Below are 19,495 nucleotides of genomic sequence, written 5' to 3'. Positions count from 1 at the left end.
CAGGCGTCCGCGCACCCCTCAGAATGAGGGGATGAGCGGGCACCGGGCGACCGACTGGGGCCGCGCCCGCGCACTCGTGGCGCAGGGCGCGGCCCCGCTTCCCGTCGGCGACCGCCCACTCGCCGAAGCGGAGGGGTGCGTCACCGCTCAGGACGTCCGCGCGGTCCGCCCGCTCCCCCACTACGACTCGTCCGCCATGGACGGCTGGGCGGTGCGCGGCTCCGGACCGTGGTCGCTCGGGACGTCGGCGGAGCCGATCGTCACCGGTGCGCTCGTCCCCGCCTGGTGCGAGGCGATCGTGCCGTCGGAGGAGGGGACGTCTCGAGACGGCGTCCTCACGACTGCACAGCCTCCCGCCCCCGGCCGGCACATCCGCCGCGCGGGCGACGAAGCCGGTGAGGGTGCGGTGCTCGTCGAGGCCGGGACGCGCCTCCGCCCGCCGCACCTCGCCCTGCTCGCGGTCGCCGGATTCGACGCGGTCAGCGTGCGCCCGCGACCCGGAGTCGCACTCGTCTTCACCGGCGACGAGATCGACGCGTCGGGCATGCCCGAGCCCGGCCGCGTCCGCGACGCCTTCACGCCGCTCCTGCCGCCGCTCGTCCGAGCGCTCGGCGGTGCGATCCACTCGATCACGCGCCAGCGCGACGACGAGGCGGCGATCACCGCGCTGCTGGCAGACGCCGCGGCTCCGCTGATCGTCACGACCGGCGGTACGGGGCGCTCTCGAGCGGATGCGGTGCGACGCGCGATCATCGCGGCGGGCGGCCGCACCCTCGTCGACGGCGTCGCCATGCGACCCGGCCACCCCACCCTCGTCGCGGCACTGCCCGGAGACCGCCTGGTGATCGCGCTGCCCGGCAACCCGCTCGCGGCGGTGCTCGCGGCGCTGTCGTTCCTCGCTCCGGCGGTCGACGCGGTCAGCGGCGTCGCCGACCGCGCACTCGAGGTCGGCGTGCTCGCCGAGTCGCTCGGGCGGCCAGGCACGACGACCCTCGTGCCGGTGCGGCAGGACGAGGGGCGGTGGCGGGCGGCGGCGGGTATCCGCTCGCACATGCTGACCGGGCTCGCGGCATCGGGGGCCGTCGCGGTGGTGCCGCCCGAGGGCGGGCGAGCGGGCGACTCCGTGCCGCTGCTGCGCCTGCCCTGGTGACAGCTCAGGCGGCCGCTTCGAGCCGGATCACCACCGACTTCGACGTGGGCGTGTTGCTGACGCGCGCCGTCGAGTCGAGCGGCACGAGCACGTTGGTCTCGGGGTAGTAGGCCGCTGCGCAGCCCCGCGGAGTGTCGTACGCGACGACGCGGAACGCCTCCGCTCGGCGCTCGACGCCGTCCTCCCACTCGGACACGAGATCGACCATCGATCCGTCGGCGAAGCCGAGCGCGGCGATGTCGGCCGCGTGCACGAAGACCACCCTGCGCCCGTCGTGGACGCCGCGGTAGCGGTCGTCCTTGCCGTAGATCGTGGTGTTGAACTGGTCGTGCGAGCGGAGGGTCTGCAGCAGCAGGCGCCCCTCCGGCACGCGCGGGTAGTCGAGGGTGTTCGCGGTGAACTGGGCGCGACCCGACGCTGTGGCGAAGCGACGGGCGTCGCGCGGCGGATTCGGGAGCACGAAGCCGCCCGGCACGTCGATCCGTTGCTCGAACGCCGCGAAGCCGGGCACCACGTGCTCGATGTGCTTGCGGATCAGCCGGTAGTCGCCGCGCAGCGCCGGCCAGTCGACCGCGGGAGCGTTGTCGCGACCCTCGAGCAGCCGCTCGGCGATGCCGGTGAGGATCGCCACCTCCGAGCGCAGCGTCGGACTCGGCGGCTTCAGCCTGCCGCGCGACGCGTGCACCGCGCTCATCGAGTCCTCGACGGTGACGCGCTGCTCGCCGGTCGCCTGCACGTCGGAGTCGGTGCGGCCGAGCGTCGGCAGGATCAGCGCGCGGCGGCCGGTGACGACGTGCGAGCGGTTGAGCTTGGTCGAGATGTGCACGGTCAGCGCCAGCGAGCGCATCGCCGCCTCCGTGACACCGCTGTCGGGAGTCGCGCGGGCGAAGTTGCCGCCGAGGCCGACGAAGACGCGGGCCGTGCCGTCGCGCATCGAGCGGATCGCCGCGACGGTGTCGGTGCCGTGGTCGCGCGGCGACGCGAACGAGAACTCCCGGTCGAGGGCGTCGTGGAAGGAGTCGGGCATCCGCTCGAAGATGCCCATCGTGCGGTCGCCCTGCACGTTCGAGTGGCCGCGGACCGGGCAGACGCCCGCGCCCGGCTTGCCGATGTTGCCGGTGAGCAGCAGCACGTTCACGACGTCCTTGAGGGTGGCGACGGAGTGGCGGTGCTGAGTCAGCCCCATCGCCCAGCAGACGATCGTGCCCTCGGCCGCGGCGATCAGCTCGGCGATCGTGCGGATGCGGGTCTCGTCGATGCCGCTCCCCCGCTCGATCTCGGACCACGGGGTCGCGCGGAGCTCGTCGAGGTAGCCGTCGAGGCCGTCGGTGCTCTCGCGGATGAACGCGTGGTCGAAGACGTCGCCGCGCGCCTCCTCGAGCTCGAGCAGCGCCTTGCCGAATCCCTGGAACAGGGCCTGGTCGCCTCCGAGCCGGACCTGGAGGAAGTGGTCCGCGAGCGCCGTGCCGCCTCCGATCATCCCCTTGACGGTCTGCGGGTTCTCGAAGCGCAGCAGCCCTGCCTCGGGCAGCGGATTGACGGCCACGATCGTGCTGCCCGCCCGCTTCGCCCGCTCGAGCGCGGTGAGCATCCGCGGATGATTGGTGCCGGGGTTCTGGCCCGCGACGATGAGCAGCGGTGCGCGCTCGACGTCGCGGAGGCTGACCGTGCCCTTGCCGATCCCGATGGTCTCGGTCAGGGCGGAGCCGCTGGACTCGTGGCACATGTTGGAGCAGTCGGGGAGGTTGTTGGTACCGAAGCCGCGCACGAGCAGCTGGTAGACGAAGGCCGACTCGTTCGAGGTGCGGCCGGAGGTGTAGAAGATCGCCTGGTCGGGATCGTCGAGGGCGCGGAGCTCGTCGGCGACGATGTCGAGAGCCTCGTCCCAGCCGACGGGGCGGTAGTGCGTCGCTCCGGCCTCGAGCAGCATCGGCTCGGTGAGGCGGCCCTGCTGGCCGAGGGCGAAGTCGTCCCACTCCTCCAGCTCGGTGACCGGGTGCGCGGCGAAGAAGGCCGATGTGACGGTGCGGAGGGTCGCCTCCTCGGCCACCGCCTTCGCGCCGTTCTCGCAGAACTCGGCGACGTGGCGCTTGTCGGCCTCGGGCCAGGCGCAGCCGGGGCAGTCGAAGCCGGTCTTCTGGTTGACGCGGAGCAGCGTCTCGGCGCTGCGCACCGGGCCCATCTGCTTCAGCGAGATCTGCAGAGCGTGAGCGACGCCGGGGATGCCGACCGCCCTGCGCTTCGGGGCTCCGACCGTGAGGCGACTCTCGTCGATCGGACTCTCGCGGGGCTCGGCGTCATCGACCATTCCAGCATCGTACGTCGCGGGCTGCTCCGGGGTTGCGGTGCGAGGATGACTCCCACCCACGGAGGAGCCCCATGAGCCGCAATGTCGTCCGCACCCGCCTGACCGCCGTCCGCGCCCAGGCGCCGCCCCGCGTCCGCGAGGACGTGCTCGCGGTCGAGGAACCGCTCGAGATCCGGGTCGGCGGGCGGCGGTTCAGCGTCACGATGCGCACTCCGGGCGACGACTTCGACCTGGTCGCGGGGTTCCTGGTCTCGGAGGGGGTGCTCACGGCGACCGAGCAGCTCGCCGCCATGAGGTACTGCGCGAGCGGATCCGGTCCGGCCGAGAACACCTACAACGTGGTCGACGCGACCGTGCGCGGCGGACGCGAGGCGGTGCTGCTCGAGCGCGAGCGGTCGGTCTACACGACGAGCTCGTGCGGAGTGTGCGGGCTCGCCTCCCTCGACGCGGTGACGACGGACTCGGCGTGGACAGTGGCGGAGGACCCGCTGCGGGTCTCGCGCGAGCTGCTGATCGAGCTACCGGAGCGGCTCCGGGACGCGCAGGCGGTGTTCGAGCGGACGGGCGGAGTGCACGCGGCGGGTCTGTTCGACGCGGACGGATCGCTGCTGGTGCTGCGGGAGGACGTGGGCCGGCACAACGCTGTGGACAAGGTCGTGGGATGGGGGCTGCGGGAGGGGCGGCTGCCGCTGCGCGGGACGATGCTGCAGGTGTCGGGCCGGGCATCGTTCGAGCTGGTGCAGAAGGCGGTGATGGCCGGGATCCCTCTGCTGGCCGCTGTCGGTGCGCCGTCGTCGCTGTCCGTCGACCTGGCGCGCCGCTCGGGCCTGACCCTCCTCGGCTTCAGCCGCGCCTCCGGCTTCAACGTCTACGCGGGTGCGGAGCGCCTGCTGCCCTGACGCGGTCGCCTGGACGGAGTGTCGAGGCGAGGAAACCCCGGACCGTCGAGGAAGCCCGCCCTGGACGGCGGCCTCGATGGTCCAGTGTTCCCTCGCCGGCGGCGGTGGATCTCGAGACGCCCGCTCCGCGGGCTGTTGGCTCGATCAACAAGCCCGGGCGATCGGCGTCTCAGACCTGCCTCAAGACGGAGGAGGGCGCGATCGAGAAACGCGTGTCAGCGTTTCGAGACAGCGCGACGCAACCCGCTCTGCAGAACGCACCACGTGAACGGGCCGACCGCGCCGAGCCGCGCAGGGAGCGGCTCGGACATCGGCACCGCAGAGGGCGCGACCGGAAATCGCGTGCCAGCGATTTCCGGCAGCCCGACGCAACACGCTCTGCGAACCGCAATCACCTCTGGTAGCCGACCGCGAGTTGTTTAGCGGCGAGCCGCTAAACAACCGACAAGGACTGCCGGGCGATCTCGAGTTCTTCGTTGGTGGGGATGACGAGGACGGCGACGCGGGAGTCGTCGGTCGAGATGCGGCGGGCGCCGCGCTCGGGACTCGTGTTGCGGGCGGGGTCGAGTTCGATGCCGAGGCCCTCGAGTCCGCGGAGAGCGCCGGCGCGGACGGCGGCGACGTTCTCGCCGACTCCGGCCGTGAAGACGATCGCGTCGACGCGGCCGAGCTGCGCGTAGTAGGCGCCGATGTAGTGGCGGAGGCGGTGGTAGTAGACGTCGAGGGCGGCGCGGGCCTTCTCGTCGCCGGCCTCGGCCGCCTCCTGCACGTCGCGCATGTCGCCGCGACCCGAGAGGCCGAGGAGCCCGCTGCGCCGGTTGAGGACGGTGTCGAGCTCGTCGATCGAGAGGCCGGCCTTGCGGGCGAGGTGGAAGACCACCGCGGGGTCGAGATCGCCGGAGCGGGTGCCCATCACCAGGCCCTCGAGCGGGGTCATGCCCATCGAGGTCTCGACCGATTCGCCTCCGTCGACCGCGCAGGCCGAGGCGCCGTTGCCGAGGTGCAGCACGATCGTCTTGAGGTCGGAGCGGCGTCGGCCGAGGAACGCGGCGGCCGACTCCGAGACGAACTTGTGCGACGTGCCGTGGAATCCGTAGCGACGGATGCGGTGCTTGTCGGCGAGTTCGGCCGGGATGGCGTAGGCGGACGCCTCCGCCGGGATGGTGTGGTGGAAGGCGGTGTCGAAGACGGCGACGTGCGGCACCTCGGGGAACGCCTTCTGCGCGGCCTCGATGCCCTCGAGGTTCGCCGGGTTGTGCAGCGGAGCAAGATCGGAGAGGTCCTCGATGTTGATCTTGACCAGGTCGGTGATGAGCGTGGGCTCGTAGAAGCGCTTGCCGCCGTGGACCACGCGGTGACCGACCGCGACCGGAGGGAACTCGTCGAGGCTCGGTCCGTGCTCGGCGAAGGCGCGGATCATCGCGTCGAAGCCCGCGGTGTGGTCGGGGATCGGCGCCTCGAACTCGATGCTCTCGCCGTCGCGGGTGTGCTTCGTGCGCCCCGTCTCCTCCCCGATCCGCTCGACGAGGCCGCTGGCGAGCGTCTCCTCCGTGGTCATCTCGATGAGCTGGTACTTGAACGACGACGAACCGCTGTTGACGACGAGGACGACGGACACGATGGGACTCCTGGGGTGATCGGGGTCGGGAGGGGCGCGGCGGCGGGTGGCCGTCAGCGCACGGGCAGGGGGATGGCGGAGGTCGGCGGCACGATCGCCTGCGTCGCCGCCTGGATCGCGGTGATCGCGACGGTGTTGACGATGTCCTGGACGAGGGCGCCGCGCGAGAGGTCGTTGACCGGCTTGCGGAGGCCCTGGAGGACCGGGCCGATGGCGACCGCGCCGGCCGAGCGCTGGACCGCCTTGTAGGTGTTGTTGCCCGTGTTGAGGTCGGGGAAGATGAACACCGTCGCGCGCCCCGCGACCTGCGAACCGGGCATCTTGGAGGCGGCGACGGCCGCATCCGCTGCCGCGTCGTACTGGATGGGGCCCTCGACGAGCAGGTCGGGCCGGCGCTCGCGGACGAGCGCGGTGGCCTCGCGGACCTTCTCGACGTCGGCTCCCGCTCCGCTCTCGCCCGTGGAGTAGGAGAGCATCGCGATCCTCGGGTCGATGCCGAACTGCTGCGCGGTCTCGGCGGAGGAGATCGCGATGTCGGCGAGCTGCGTCGCGGTCGGGTCGGGGTTGACCGCGCAGTCGCCGTAGACGAGGACGCGGTCGGCGAGGGCCATCAGGAACACGCTCGACACGACCGAGACGCCCGGAGTGGTCTTGATGATCTCGAAGCCGGGGCGGATCGTGTGCGCCGTGGTGTGCGCGGCTCCCGAGACCATGCCGTCGGCGAGGCCGAGCTGCACCATCATCGTGCCGAAGTAGGAGACGTCGGTCACCGTGTCGTAGGCGTGGTCATAGGTGATGCCCTTGTGCGCGCGGATCTTCGCGTACTCGTCGGCGAAGCGCGCACGGTGCTCGGGGTCGTGGGTGCTGAGCACGCGGGCTCCGTCGATGTCGAGACCGAGCCCGGCGGCGCGACCGCGCACCTCCGCCTCCTCGCCGAGGATCGTCAGACGCGCGATGCCGCGCTTGAGCACGGTCGCGGCGGCGCGGAGGATGCGGTCGTCGCCACCCTCGGGCAGGACGATGTGGCGGTCGGCGATGCGGGCACGCTCGATCAGCCCGTACTCGAACATCAGCGGGGTCACGACCTCGGAGCGGCCGACGTCGAGGAGCGTGAGCAGCTCGACCGCGTCGATCGCCTCCTCGAACAGGGCGAGGGAGGTGTCGCGCTTGCGGGGCGAGTCGGCTGCGAGGCGACCGCGCGCCGCGGTGACGCGCACGGCGGTGTCGTAGGTGCCGAGCTCGGTCATCACGATCGGGAGCTTGTTGTCGACGCCCTCGATGAGGCGGACGATCGGCTCCTGCAGCTCGAATCCTCCGTTGAGGATGATGCCCGACACCGTCGGGAAGTTGCCGGAGGCGTGCGCCATGATCACGGCGAGCACGACCTCGGGGCGGTCGCCCGGGACGATCACGACGCCGCCCTCCATCAAGCGCGGCAGGACGTTGACCATCGACATGCCGGCGACGACGACGCCGAGCACCTCGCGACCGAGCAGCTCGGGGTCGCCGGCGACCACGACTCCGTCGACGACCTCGACGAGGCGCGAGAAGCTCGGAGCGACCAGGAACGGGTCTTCACGGATCGCCCACACCGGGACGGGGACGGGGAGAGCGGATCGGATCGCCTCGACCGCCGCCGGTGCCGTCTCGGGATCGGCGCGGTTCGCGATGACTCCGATCAGCGTCGCGTGTGCGGTGCGCAGCTCGACCGCGGCGAGCTCGGTGATCTGGCGCATCTCCTCCGGGGTCCGCGCGGGCGCCTGGCCGAGCTGCTCGCTGCGGGAGGGATCGCGGCCGGTGAGCACGAGGAGGACGGGCGCGCCGAGGTTGGCCGCGACGCGGGCGTTGTAGCCGAGCTCGGTCGGGCTGCCGACATCGGTGTAGTCGGAGCCGAGGATCACCACCGCGTCGCACTGCGCCTCGACGTGCTTGTAGCGCTCGACGATCCGCGAGAGCGCGGCCTCGCCGTCGGTGTGCACATCCTCGTAGGTGACGCCGATGCAGTCGTCGTAGGGCAGACCCGAATCGGAGTGGCCCAGCAGCATCTCGAGCACGTAGTCGGGCTCGGAGGCGGAGCGCGCGATGGGGCGGAAGACGCCCACCCGCTGCACCTGGCTGGTGAGCCGATCGAGGACGCCGAGGGCGACCGTGGACTTGCCGGAATGACCTTCGGCGGACGAGATGTAGATGCTCTGAACCATCGGGGCAGAGCCTACCGAGGGGGCCTCTGGTACGGCTGGGCGGGCACTCGGTATGGGAGAGCGTGCAGCTGGGGCGGCCTGTGGAGGAGAGCCCTGGAAACAGAGAAGACCCCCCGCGCACCCGCCAGAGCCCGGTTACCCTTGCTGCGTTTCCGCCCTGGGGGAGTTGGCCTGGATGGCGCCACGCGGGGAGCCGGGAAACAGTCTAACCCGATCCTGCGAGCCGCCGGACGCCCGTGGTCAGCGGTGCCGGTCGGTTTCAGGTAGTGTGCTTCAGGTCGCGATCACGGTCGCGCCTGGAGGATTCGCCTAGTGGCCTATGGCGCACGCTTGGAAAGCGTGTTGGGTGAAAGCCCTCGGGGGTTCGAATCCCCCATCCTCCGCCGAACGGCGTCGCACGCTCTCGCCAGCGCGCGGCGCCGTTTGCTGTTTCCGTGCGCTCGGTGCGGTCAGTGCCGTCAGTGCGCTCAGTGCGCGAGGCGGTCGAGCCACTCCTCGAGGAGCGCCTGCTCCCCCGCGCTCAGGGCGTCGATGGTCGGCAGGGCCGTGCGCAGGGCGACCGCGTGGGCGACGACGGCGCGGGCCGCAGGATCGGCGGGGCCCGCCTCCTGGGTCGTGATCGCGGCGAGGACCGCCTCTCGGGAGCGCGCCGAGAGCTCGTCGTCGCCGTCGGCGGTGAGCGTCAGGGTGCAGCCGAGAGCGGCGGACTGCAGCAGGCGCGCCGCTCGCTCGACGTCGACGGTCAGGCGGCCTGCTTCGGCGACGGCGTGGACGTGGGTCGCGAGGACGCCGCGGGCGTGGCGCGCCGCCTCCGACTCCTCCCCCGGGCGCGCGGTGAACATGAGCGCGTAGAGGTGGGGCTCGGCCAGGCCGAAGGCGACGTGGTGGTCCCAGGCGGCGCGCAGGGCGTCGACCGGGTCGGCCGGCGGGTCGACGCGGTCGAACTCGGCCTGGGCGGCCCCGAATCCGGCGGCGGCGACGGAGTCGAGGAGGCCGCGGAGGTCGCCGAAGGTGCGGTAGATCGTGGGGGCCTGGACGCCGGCGGCGGTGCTGATCGCGCGGGTCGAGACGGCGTCGCGCCCGCCCTCGGCGAGGAGCTCGGCGGTCGCCCGGAGGATGCGGTCGCGGGTGGTCGGGCTCTCGGGCATGTTGCCGACGCTAACACGCGGGCGTTAGCGGAATGCGCCGGTGGTCGGACCGGGCGGCTCGGCTGCTGACGGAGGTGGATCTCGGTACGCCCCCTGCAGGGATGCTCGATCAGCGGGCAGCGGGACGAAAGAACCCGTTGACCACTCTCCGCCGGCGCTGACGGAGGTCAGCTGCAAGGCGGAGGAAGGAGCGATACCGGCGGTATCGCGACCGACGACAACGCCGCAGATGGCCGCCGTCAGCGCCGGCGGGCCGTGCCGAAGATGCCGCGGACGACCTCGCGGAGAAGAGTCGTGCCGACCGAGGAGCCGAGGACCTGCTCGACGACGGTCTTGTCGCGGCGCGGGGTCCGGGTGGAGGTCGAGCGCGGGGCTGTGCGGCGGCGGGAGCGCTCCGCGGCCTCGTCGGCTCTGCGCTCGGCGGTGGCGCGCTCCTTGGCGCGGCGGACCTCCTCGCGGGCGCGCTCCTTCTCTGCGGCGGCCTCCTCCTCGGCGCGCACCTCGGCGGCGGTGCGGGCCTCCTCGGCCTCGGCGGCGGCGTCGAGGCGGCGGGTCAGGATCTCGCGAGCGGAGTCGCGGTCGAGAGCAGTGCCGTAGCGCGCGAGCAACGGGGACCGCTGGACGCTCGCCTCCCGCTCCGCCTCGGGTGTGGGCGACATCGAGCCCTGCGGGGCGCGCAGCCGCGTCCAGGCGACGGGGGTCGGAGCACCGCGCTCGTTCATCACGGTGACGACGGCCTCGCCGATCGGGAGGGCCTGCAGGATCTCGCCGAGGTCGTAGTCGGACTCGGGGTAGGTCGAGACGGTCGCCCGCAGCGCCTTGGCGTCGTCGGGCGTGTGGGCGCGCAGCTGGTGCTGCACGCGCGAGCCGAGCTGGGCGAGGACATCGCTCGGCACGTCCTTGGGCGTCTGGGTGACGAAGACGATGCCGACCCCCTTCGAGCGGATCAGCCGCACGGTCTGGGTGATCGCCGCGAGGAAGTCCTTCGACGCGTCGCGGAAGAGCAGGTGCGCCTCGTCGAAGAAGAACACCAACCTGGGGCGGTCGAGGTCGCCGACCTCGGGGAGGTCGTTGAAGAGGTCGGCGAGCAGCCACATCAGGAACGTCGAGAACAGCGCCGGCCGGTCGGCGACTCCTGGCACCTCGAGCAGGCTGACGACGCCGCGGCCGTCGGGCGTCGAGCGGAGGAACTCGGCCGTGTCGATCTCGGGCTCGCCGAAGAAGACGTCGGCGCCCTGGTCGGCGAAGGCGATCAACTCGCGCAGGATCACGCCCGCGGTCGCCTTCGACAGGCCGCCCAGCTCGGCGAGCTCGGCCTTGCCCTCGTCGCCGACGAGGTAGGTGAGGACGGCGCGGAGGTCGGACAGGTCGACGAGCGGCAGGCCCGCGGACTCGGCGTAGTGGAAGACGAGGCCGAGGCTCGACTCCTGCGTGTGGTTGAGACCGAGGACCTTCGAGAGCAGCAGGGGCCCGAAGCCGGTGACGGTCGCGCGGACGGGGACGCCCGTGCCGATGCCGCCGAGCGCGAAGTACTCGGCGGGCGCCGCCTCCGCGACCCAGCTCTGGCCGATGGTGCGGGTGCGCGCCAGGAGGGAGTCGCTCGCCGTGCCGGGCGTGGCGAGACCCGAGAGGTCGCCCTTGATGTCGGCGGCGAAGACCGGGACGCCGTGCGCCGAGAGCTGCTCTGCCATGACCTGCAGCGTCTTGGTCTTGCCGGTGCCGGTCGCCCCGACGACGAGTCCGTGCCGGTTGAGCATCCCGAGCGGGAGGCGGATCGGGACGTCGATGCGGGCGTCGCCGTTGACGAGAGCCCCGAGCTCGAGGGCGGGTCCGGCGAAGGCGTAGCCGGCGCGAACGGCTTCGACGGCGGACTCGGGGAGGGGGCCGGGCGCGGCGGGTGCGGGCGGAGCGGCGGCCGCCGACTTCTCCGGAACCGCCGCGACCAGCCGTACGTCGTCGACGACGGCCGCGGCCTCCTCGGGACCGCTCGCGGACTCGAGAGCCGCCGCTGCCGCCTCCGCACGCTCGAGTGCGGCCGCGGCCTGCGCCTGCAGTGCGCGAGCGGCCTCGAGGGCCGCGCGTGCCTCGTCCCTCGCCGAGGCGAGCCCGTCATCGATGCTCATGCGCCCAGCCTAGGTCGGCGCGGCGGTCAGTCCTCGCGGACGTGCCAGGTCTGGCCGTAGCCGCCGTCGGCGATCGGGCGGGCCATCAGCTCGAGGAACGGCTCGGCGTCGAAGGCCTCGGGGCCCAGCACTCCCGAGCCGGACCACGCGCCGGTCGCCAGCATCTCGAGTGCGACCACCGGGTTGAGCGCGGTCTGCCAGACGACGCACTGAGCGCCGTACTCGGCCATCGTCCACTCGTTGTCGCTGACGTGGTACAGGTACACCTCGCGGTGGGCGCCGTCCTTCGTGCCGCTCACCCACAGGCCGGCGCAGGTCTTGCCGGTCATCCGCGGGCCGATGCTGGCGGGGTCGGGCAGGCCGGCGGCGACCACGTCGCGCGGCGCCACCATCACGGGACCCTCGGAGGAGCGCACGCGGAGCGGCTCGGTGCGGTCGAGACCGAGCAGGTGGAGGGTGCGCAGCACGCCGATGAACTCCTCCCCCAGCCCGTACTTGAAGGTGACGCGCTTCGCGTCGAGCCACCGCGGCATCAGCAGCACCTCTTCGTGCTCGACGTTGACGCACTCGACCGGGCCGATGCCCTCGGGGAACTCGAACACCTCGGGCTCGGAGAAGGGCGGGGTGGTGAACCAGCCGCGCTCCTTCTCGTAGATCACCGGTGGGTTCAGGCACTCCTCGATGGTCGTCCAGATCGAGAAGGAGGGCGCGAAGATCTCGGCTCCGCTCTCGTCGCGGACGACGAGGTTCGCTCCGTCGCGCACCCCGAGCTCGTCGATCTGGTCGAAGAGGTGGTCGGAGGCGTAGCGCGCGAAGACGTCGGACAGGCCGGGCTCGACGCCCATGCCCACGAGCGCGAGGCGCCCCGCCGTCTCCCAGGTGCTCGAGGCGGCGAACTGCTCGTCGCCGAGCTTCAACCCGGTGAGCGAGTGCGGTTCGTCGGGGTGCGGCCTCGAGAGGCTCATGGCCATGTCGAGGTAGTCGGCGCCGGCGGCGAGTGCCCCGGCGAAGATGGTCGGCACGAACTTCGGCTCGACGGCGTTCATCACGTGGGTCGCCCCGTGCGCGCGGGCGACGGTCTCGACGCTCTCGGCGTCGGAGGCGTCGATCCGGGCGGCGACGAAGCAGTTCTCGACCCCGTCCTGGCCGTGCCGCTCCGCGATCCAGGCGACGGTCCGCTCGGCACGGTCGAGCTCGTAGTCGCAGACGATGATCTGCTCGAAGAAGGAGCGGCGCGCGGCGATCTTGGCGATGGCGTCGCCGACGCCGCCGGCGCCGACCAGGAGGATTCTCATGGGACCACCGTAGCGACGGATTCCATGGCACAGAAGCCCGAGGACAGAGGAGAACGAGGGCTGCGCCGCGCTGATGCCGCTGATTCCGTCACTCGACGGCAGCCTCGAGCAGGCGGATGAACCGCGACAGCCGCTCGAGCGCGACCATCGACGTCGGGGGCGAGGCGGCGAGTGCCGGTGAATGGACCAGGTAGGCCGCCCACTTCGCCCGCGAGATCGCGACGTTGAGCCGGTTGGGCATCAGGAGGAACTCGAGGCCCCTCGGGACGTCGGCGCCGGAGGACGCGGCGAGAGAGACGACGGCGACCACCGCCTCCCGGCCCTGGAACAGGTCGACGGTGCCGACCGCCGTCTCGGTGAGACCCGCGTCGTCGAGGGCGTCGCGGAGGAGCCCGCCCTGGGCGTTGTAGGGGGCGACCACGATCACATCGGCCGCGGTGAGACTCCGCCGGCCGTGCTCGTCGACCCACGAGCGGCCGATCATCGACAGGGCGATCTCGACGACGCGCCGCGCCTCGGCGACCGAGGAGGTGGTGTCTCCGTGGTGCTCGACCGGGACGGAGTGCAGGCCCGGCTCCACACCCGCGAGCAAGCGCTCGTCGGGGGCCCGCGAGCTGAGGGCGCCCTCGTAGGAGAGCTCGGACACGGCCGCGGTGAGTGCGGGGTGCATGCGGTGGGTCTGCGCGAGGAAGTAGCCGTACTCGGACGGCAGGACGTCGTGCCCGTCGGCGAGCCAGCCGAGCGCGGAGGTGTCGACCGGCTCGGGGTGTGACCCCTGGCTGACCTGCGGCAGCTGCTGCGGGTCTCCGAGCAGGAGGAGACGCTGGGCGGCGATCGAGGCGGCGATCGTCGGGGCCAGGGAGAACTGGCCCGCCTCGTCGATCACCAGCAGATCGAGGGAGCGGCGCGGGACCGTGCCCGCGTTGGCGAAGGTCCAGGCGGTGCCACCGATCACGCAGCCGCCGCCGGCCTCGGCCGCGGAGGCCAGCGCCGCTCCGTTCTTGACCGGTGTCCAGGAGGCCGCGGCGAGCGCCTCGGCCGTGGTTCCGGTCTTGGGGATCTTGAGCACCCGCGCCGGATCGACTCCGCGGCCGACGACGGCGGCCAGCACGTTCTCGACGACGGAGTGGGACTGCCCGACGACGCCGACACGCCAGCCGTGCTCGCGCACCAGGCGGGCGATGACGTGCGAGCCGACGTAGGTCTTGCCGGTGCCGGGCGGGCCCTGGACGGCGAGCGCCGCGTGATCGAGGGCGAGGAGCGACCCGACCACGGCGCCGACGACGTCACCGCCGGAGACGGGGACGATTCTCGCGGGGGGCGTGCGGCGGAGCACGTCGAACGCGGCGTCGGGCAGGAGCGCCGGCAGCGCATCGAGCACCTCGCCGCCCCACTCGGCGATCGCCTCGGGCTGCGGCGCGGCCCGCGGAGGCGGTGCGGGCGCCAGCGCGACCGGGACGTCGTCGTGCGGCTCCTCCCCCGCGGGGATGCTCTCTTTGAGCAGCAGCACGACGCGGTCGCCCTCGTCGTGGACCGCGAGGATCTCGCTCCGATCGGAGGCTCCGCGAAGACCCGGGCCGGGCGACGGGGCTCCGGGCGGCGCCGGCGACTCGTAGACCAGGAACGGCTTCGCGCCCACGCTCAGCCGACTGCCCGGCGCGAGGCGCCCGAGGAGCCGGAGCTCGCGGGAGAGCGTGCGCGCTCGCGGCATCGTCGACCAGTCGCGCACCACCTCGGCGCGGTCGACGACGACCACGTCGCGCGCGTCGGCCCAGTCGTCGAGCGGCTGGCGGAGGCGGTCGAAGTGCTCCTGCCAGAAGGTCTTCGCCTCGCGCCGGTGGTAGTCGATCGCGGCCGCGGCGAGGGCGAGAGCGGTCTGGTCGGGGGTGCGCTCGCGGGGCTCGACGCCCTCGATCTCGGCGAGGAGCGCGACCGCGACCGGATCGGGCTCGCGCGGGACCGGGAGGTCGACCTCGACCAGCGGCGGCAGGTCGTCGCGCTCGGGTGCGAGGGAGAGCAGCCAATCGCGGAGGCGGAGGGTCGACCGGCAGTCGTAGGCGTTGTACTCGGCGATCTCGGCGAGTCGGCGCTCGCCCTCCCCGGGGTCGTGGCCGCTGCGCAGCGCGATCGCCTCGACGTAGGCGGTGATGCTGTCGGCGGCGTTCGTGACCCCCTCGGAGTCGCGCAGGTCGTCGCCCATGTAGAGCGGCTCCAGCTTCTTGATGGAGTAGCTCGGCGAGCCCACCCGCAGGGCCCGGCGGACGACCGGGTAGAGGTCGACGAGGACGCCGTCGCGCAGGAGCGCGTCGACCTCCTCCTCTCCGACTCCGTGGCGCTGGGCGAGCGAGAGCAGGTGCGTGCGCTCGTAGGAGGCGTAGTGGTAGACGTGCAGACCGGGATTCGACGCGCGCCGCTCGCGCAGGTCTGCGAGGAAGTCGATCAGAGCCCGGCGCTCGGCGGCGAGGTCGTGCGCCCAGAAGGCCGTGAACCGCTCGTCGACGTCGACGAGACCGAAGAGGTAGTCGAGGCCCCACTGATGACCGTCCTCGGAGTACAGCGGGTCGCCCTCGAAGTCGAAGAACACATCTCCCGGGTCGGGGCGCGGGAGCGCGGCGAGGACGGAGGCGTCGAGCAGCTCGACGACGGGCGGACGACCCGGTGCCGCCTCGGAGGCGAGCTGGAGCCGGGCCTGGTCGCGCAGCGACTCGAGGGTACCCGCGCTGATGCCGGGGACACCGCCCGTTCCGGAGGCGAGTGCGTCGATCGTCGTGACTCCGGCGAAAGCGAGCTTCGCGCGCTGGTCGACCCGCATCCCCGCGACGAGGATCGGATCGCGGTGCGCGCGCACCTCGGGCGTGCAGAGGGCGCAGCGCCCGCAGGCGACGTAGCGCGGGTCTCCCCAGGCGAGCGGCTCGGAGGCGACCAGCCGCTCCTCGACGACCGCCCGCAGGCGCGCACGCTGGACGCGCTGCACCGGAGCGATCGTGGCGAGCTCGTGACTCGTGATCGAGCCGTCGCCGAGGACGAGGTGCACGCGCGGGCCGACGCGGATGCCGCGCGCCTCCATCTGCTCGGCGTAGGCGGCGAGCTGGAGCAGCGCGGGGATCTTGGCGTGGCGGGCGAGCTTGGTGTCGTAGACCTCGTACGCGCCGTCGTCGGTGCGGAGCAGGAAGTCGGAGAAGCCGATGAAGCTCCCGTCGAAGAACGTGGCCTGGTAGAGCACGTCGGCGCCCGCGCGCACGGCCTCGACGGCCGCGTCGGCCGCCGCGGCGTAGTCGGCGCGCTCGGGCCGCTCGAACTCGACGACGCGGTGCGACTCCTTCAGCTCGGCGAGGAACCGGCGCTCGTGCTCGTCGCCCAGGCGCGCGGTGCGGACGAGCATGTCGTCCTCGACGACGACGACCCGCGGGGACCGGCCGAGGGCGGCGTCGAGGCGCCGGAGGACGGCCCACTCGCAGGCCGACCAGTTCGACAGATCGGTGGGACTCGTGACGACACGGTCTCCTTCGACGAACATCCGACTCCCTCCGGCCGTCGAGCGACGACGCCCCCAGGCTAGGCGGACCCTCCGACATCGGAGCCGCGTGGGAGGCTGGCCGGGTGACCAGGCCGCGCTTCGAGATCATCCCCACCGACGACATCGGCGAGAAGACGGCCCGGGCGTTCGCGGATCCGTCGCGGGTGACCCTCACGGTCACGAGCCTCCCGAAGCACGGGACGGAGCGGACGATCTCGTGCGCCCTCGATCTCGCCGGGCGCGGCTTCCGCGTCGTCCCGCACCTCGCGGCGCGCAACATCGGCGGGCGCTCGGACCTCGAGCGCACGCTCGGCCGGCTGCTCGACGCCGGGATCGACGAGGCGTTCGTCATCTCGGGCGACGCGAGGACCGCGGCGGGCGCCTACACGACGAGCCTCGAGCTGATCCGCGACACCGTCGAGATCGCGCCGGGCATCGCGCTCGACATCGCGGGGTACCCGGAGGGGCATCCGCACCTCTCCGACGAGAGCATCGAGCGGCACCTGCGGGAGCGCGCCCCGTACGTCCGCAGCATCGTGACGCAGATGTGCTTCGACGTCGACGCGGTCGTGGGGTACGCCGACGGGCTGCGGGACCGCGGCATCACCGCCGGGGTGTGGGCAGGGGTGCCGGGTCCGGTCGAGCGCACGCGACTCCTGAGCCTCGGGGCGCGGATCGGGGTGGGCTCGTCGCTCGGGTTCCTGAAGCGCAGCTCGTCGGTGGCGGGCGGGCTGCTGCGCGGGCGGCGGTTCGACCCGACGGCGTTCGTCGGGCGGCTCGAGGCGGCAGCGGGCGACCGGCTCGAGGGGCTGCACGTGTACACGTTCAACGAGCTCGACGGGGTGGAGGCGTTCACGAGCTGACGGCCTCGGCTGCGGGAGCCTGGGGATCTCGATAGGCCTGCTGCGCGGGCTGCGGGCTCGATCAGCAGTCAGAGGCGGCTCAGCGGGCGGCGCGCACCCAGATCGGCGGGTGCGGCAGCTCGGCCTCGGTGCGCAGGCGGCCGGCCAGCGGCGCCCAGACGATGAGTGCGACACCGATGCCGAGCAGCAGCCCGCCGATGGTGTCGGTCAGCCAGTGCGCGCCGAGGTAGGTGCGGCTGGCCATCATCGCGATCGAGTAGAGGAAGCCCGCGATCCAGACCCAGAGCAGCGGGAAGACCAGGGCGAGCACCATCGCCGTGGTCGCCGCGTTCGCGGTGTGACCGGAGGGGAACGAGCCGTAGTCGCTGGTCACCAGCATGTCCTCGGGGCGGGCGCGTCCCACCAGCTCTTTGATCAGCTGCGTGAGACCGACGCTCGCGAGGGCGGCGACCGCGTAGTAGAGCGCGGCCCAGCGCCTCCGGAACACGAGCAGGACCACGACGATGCCCAGGGGGATGATCGCGGTGCCGGTGATGCCGGCGCCGACGGTGTTCATCACGAGGGCGGGGACGTCCCAGAAGGTCGAGCGGTGCTCGACGACCTCGTCCATCCACTCGACGTCGAACGAGAACGCCGAGGTGGGGCGGAAGGCGATGATCACCGCCAGCACGATCGTGACCAGCAGCGCGACCGTGGCGGAGATCAGCGGCCAACGGCGCGAGACGCGGTGCGCCGCCTCCGTGGTGAGGATCTTGGCGACGACGTCGTCGGAGGGGGTCTGCTCGTCGAGTCGCTGGCGCTGCACGGCGTCGGGACGGGCGATGCCGGGCTCGGTCGACAGGCGGTCGTCGCGGGGATCCATCCGGACATACTGCCGTCGCCCGCCGTTCACCGCAGGGGGTTGCATCGCGGCGGCGGGCCTGCCGGGCACGTTCGGCTCGCAGAATCCGGTTCGGCTCGCAGAAACCGACGGAATCAGCGAGCCGAACGCGATTCGACGAGCCGGAGGTCAGTCCTGCAGGTCGGGCACCGTCCGCGGCCGGACGATCAGCCAGAGCGCCAGGATCGACACGGCGGCGGTCGACATCATCACCAGGGCCATCGGCACGGCGGAGTCGGCGCCGAAGATGCCGGAGATCGGCGAGAGCAGGCCCGCGGTGCCGAAGTTGACGGCGCCGAGCAGCGATGCGGCGGTGCCCGCCTCCCGCCCGTGATTGACGAGACCGAGCACCTGCACGCACGGGAAGCTGAAGCCGCAGGACGCGATGAAGAGCCAGAGCGGCACGAGCGTGCCCCAGATGCCGAAGTCGAGCACGTCGAAGAGGGCGATGAGCCCCGCAGTGACGAAGAGCGAGATCGTCGTGATGGCGAGGATCCACTGCGGGCCGACCCGGCGGCTGAGGTACGAGGACGCCTGGACACCCGCGACCACGCCGAGCGAGTTGACCGCGAAGAGCAGTCCGTACTGCTGCGCGTCGAATCCGTAGAGCCCCTGGAAGAGGAACGCCGAACTCGAGAGGTAGGTGAACAGACCGGCGAAGGTCATGCCGCCGATCACGGCGACACCGAGGAACGTGCGATCGCTGAGCACGGCGCGGTAGCGCTGGACGAGCGTCCGGCCGTCGCTGTCTCGGCGCACCTCGCGCGGGCGGGTCTCGACGATCAGCAGCGCGACGGCGGTCATGACGAGCACGCCGTAGGCGGCGAGGAAGACGAAGATGCCGCGCCAGTCCATGACGAGCAGCAGCTGCGAGCCGATCACGGGTGCGAGCACCGGGGCGAGACCGGACACGAGGGCCAGGCGCGAGAGCATCTTGACGAGGGGACGACCGCCGAAGAGGTCGCGGACCATCGCCATCGCGACGACTCCGCCCGCTGCCGCGCCGGCACCCATCAGGAAGCGGAAGACGCCGAGCGAGACGATCTCGGGCGCGAAGGCCGCGCCGATGCAGGCGAGCACGTGCAGCGAGGTCGCGAGCAGGATCGGCAGCCGCCGGCCGACCACGTCGCTCCACGGTCCGACGACCAGCTGCCCGAGGGCGAAGCCGAGGGTGGTGCCGGTGAGGGTGAGCTGCACGGCCGCCTCCGAGACGTTCAGCTCGCTCTGCAGGGCGGGGAACGCGGGGAGGTAGAGGTCGATCGTGAACGGGCCGAGGGCGGTCAGCGCGCCCAGGACGATCACGTAGATCAGGCGCTGGCGGTTCGACAGCGCGTCGCCGGGGTGGCGGTGCACCGCGGTCGAGGGGGTGGAGGTCGAGGTCACGAGGGCCTTCCTGCGCGGAGGCAGTGCGGAGCGGTCGGAGGAGTCGCGGCCGACCCTCGGATCTGCACCGCTCCTCACAGAAAGCGACGCGGCGAACCGTCTATTCCCGA

The 19,495-nt window shown here is 72.3% G+C and carries 12 protein-coding genes, 1 tRNA gene and 1 other RNA gene; 4 read left to right on the top strand and 10 right to left on the bottom strand.

The genetic code is table 11. The annotated features are described in order from the left end of the window. Positions 1–31: 31 nt before the first annotated feature. Positions 32–1,150: a molybdopterin molybdotransferase MoeA gene (locus ASG06_RS10625; RefSeq protein WP_056041817.1), complete on the top strand. Its 1,119-nt coding sequence runs from the start codon at positions 32–34 to the stop codon at positions 1,148–1,150. Between the two features lie 4 nt (positions 1,151–1,154). Here the strand turns inward: ASG06_RS10625 and ASG06_RS10620 are convergent, their stop codons facing one another. After that, positions 1,155–3,458 carry an FdhF/YdeP family oxidoreductase gene (locus tag ASG06_RS10620; protein WP_056041815.1) on the bottom strand — a complete coding sequence of 768 codons (2,304 nt, stop codon included), beginning with the start codon at positions 3,456–3,458 and terminating at the stop codon, positions 1,155–1,157. Positions 3,459–3,529: 71 nt separating this feature from the next. On the opposite strand from ASG06_RS10620, the gene fdhD reads away from it, so the two are divergent. Continuing rightward, positions 3,530–4,357 (top strand): formate dehydrogenase accessory sulfurtransferase FdhD, encoded by an 828-nt coding sequence (gene fdhD / locus ASG06_RS10615; protein WP_056041813.1) that lies wholly within the window; start codon positions 3,530–3,532, stop codon positions 4,355–4,357. Positions 4,358–4,790: 433 nt separating this feature from the next. On the opposite strand, the gene ASG06_RS10610 is transcribed toward fdhD, so the two are convergent. From ASG06_RS10610 to ffs, 3 genes are all read right to left on the bottom strand, one after another. Then, a complete protein-coding gene (locus tag ASG06_RS10610; RefSeq protein ID WP_056041811.1) occupies positions 4,791–5,975 on the bottom strand; it encodes an acetate/propionate family kinase in 1,185 nt (394 codons plus the stop codon). A gap of 53 nt (positions 5,976–6,028) precedes the next feature. Next, positions 6,029–8,176: a phosphate acetyltransferase gene (pta, locus tag ASG06_RS10605; RefSeq protein WP_056041809.1), complete on the bottom strand. Its 2,148-nt coding sequence runs from the start codon at positions 8,174–8,176 to the stop codon at positions 6,029–6,031. Between the two features lie 101 nt (positions 8,177–8,277). After that, an RNA gene (gene ffs, locus ASG06_RS19550) (signal recognition particle sRNA small type) lies at positions 8,278–8,374 on the bottom strand. Positions 8,375–8,474: 100 nt separating this feature from the next. Between ffs and ASG06_RS10600 the strand changes: the two genes are divergently transcribed. Then, a tRNA-Ser gene (locus tag ASG06_RS10600) sits at positions 8,475–8,559 on the top strand. 84 nt (positions 8,560–8,643) lie between these two features. Here the strand turns inward: ASG06_RS10600 and ASG06_RS10595 are convergent. The 4 genes from ASG06_RS10595 to ASG06_RS10580 all read right to left on the bottom strand — a co-directional run bounded on the left by ASG06_RS10595 (position 8,644) and on the right by ASG06_RS10580 (position 16,259). Further along, entirely contained in the window at positions 8,644–9,324 is a 681-nt protein-coding gene (locus tag ASG06_RS10595) for a TetR/AcrR family transcriptional regulator (protein ID WP_056041806.1), read from the bottom strand. Between the two features lie 239 nt (positions 9,325–9,563). Then, positions 9,564–11,447: a helicase HerA-like domain-containing protein gene (locus ASG06_RS10590; RefSeq protein WP_056041804.1), complete on the bottom strand. Its 1,884-nt coding sequence runs from the start codon at positions 11,445–11,447 to the stop codon at positions 9,564–9,566. Positions 11,448–11,473: 26 nt separating this feature from the next. Then, complete coding sequence (locus tag ASG06_RS10585; protein WP_056041801.1) at positions 11,474–12,742, bottom strand: saccharopine dehydrogenase family protein; 1,269 nt, start codon at positions 12,740–12,742, stop codon at positions 11,474–11,476. An 88-nt stretch (positions 12,743–12,830) separates the two neighbouring features. Continuing rightward, positions 12,831–16,259 carry a TM0106 family RecB-like putative nuclease gene (locus ASG06_RS10580; protein WP_056041799.1) on the bottom strand — a complete coding sequence of 1,143 codons (3,429 nt, stop codon included), beginning with the start codon at positions 16,257–16,259 and terminating at the stop codon, positions 12,831–12,833. Positions 16,260–16,342: 83 nt separating this feature from the next. On the opposite strand from ASG06_RS10580, the gene ASG06_RS10575 reads away from it, so the two are divergent. Beyond that, positions 16,343–17,122 carry a methylenetetrahydrofolate reductase gene (locus tag ASG06_RS10575; protein WP_056041797.1) on the top strand — a complete coding sequence of 260 codons (780 nt, stop codon included), beginning with the start codon at positions 16,343–16,345 and terminating at the stop codon, positions 17,120–17,122. A 79-nt stretch (positions 17,123–17,201) separates the two neighbouring features. Here ASG06_RS10575 and ASG06_RS10570 read toward each other — a convergent pair whose 3' ends face one another. After that, positions 17,202–17,984 (bottom strand): phosphatase PAP2 family protein, encoded by a 783-nt coding sequence (locus ASG06_RS10570; protein ID WP_082499127.1) that lies wholly within the window; start codon positions 17,982–17,984, stop codon positions 17,202–17,204. Positions 17,985–18,131: 147 nt separating this feature from the next. Beyond that, the gene (locus ASG06_RS10565; protein WP_056041795.1) at positions 18,132–19,385 is read right to left on the bottom strand and encodes a multidrug effflux MFS transporter; all 1,254 of its coding nucleotides are present in this window, start codon (positions 19,383–19,385) and stop codon (positions 18,132–18,134) included. Positions 19,386–19,495: the final 110 nt, after the last annotated feature.

The organism is Rathayibacter sp. Leaf185 (assembly GCF_001423885.1).
In the GTDB taxonomy this organism is placed as follows: Bacteria; Actinomycetota; Actinomycetes; order Actinomycetales; family Microbacteriaceae; genus Rathayibacter.
Note: the sequence above shows the minus strand (reverse complement) of the source record. Positions and strands in the feature narration are given on the sequence as shown.

What these genes read in the sequence shown, in the direction of transcription:
- ASG06_RS10585 (WP_056041801.1), bottom strand. Translation starts at nt 12,742, where the DNA reads ATGAGAATCCTCCTGGTCGGCGCCGGCGGCGTCGGCGACGCCATCGCC.
- ASG06_RS10590 (WP_056041804.1), bottom strand. Translation starts at nt 11,447, where the DNA reads ATGAGCATCGATGACGGGCTCGCCTCGGCGAGGGACGAGGCACGCGCG.
- fdhD (WP_056041813.1), top strand. Translation starts at nt 3,530, where the DNA reads ATGAGCCGCAATGTCGTCCGCACCCGCCTGACCGCCGTCCGCGCCCAG.
- ASG06_RS10620 (WP_056041815.1), bottom strand. Translation starts at nt 3,458, where the DNA reads ATGGTCGATGACGCCGAGCCCCGCGAGAGTCCGATCGACGAGAGTCGC.
- pta (WP_056041809.1), bottom strand. Translation starts at nt 8,176, where the DNA reads ATGGTTCAGAGCATCTACATCTCGTCCGCCGAAGGTCATTCCGGCAAG.
- ASG06_RS10625 (WP_056041817.1), top strand. Translation starts at nt 32, where the DNA reads ATGAGCGGGCACCGGGCGACCGACTGGGGCCGCGCCCGCGCACTCGTG.
- ASG06_RS10595 (WP_056041806.1), bottom strand. Translation starts at nt 9,324, where the DNA reads ATGCCCGAGAGCCCGACCACCCGCGACCGCATCCTCCGGGCGACCGCC.
- ASG06_RS10580 (WP_056041799.1), bottom strand. Translation starts at nt 16,259, where the DNA reads ATGTTCGTCGAAGGAGACCGTGTCGTCACGAGTCCCACCGATCTGTCG.
- ASG06_RS10570 (WP_082499127.1), bottom strand. Translation starts at nt 17,984, where the DNA reads ATGGATCCCCGCGACGACCGCCTGTCGACCGAGCCCGGCATCGCCCGT.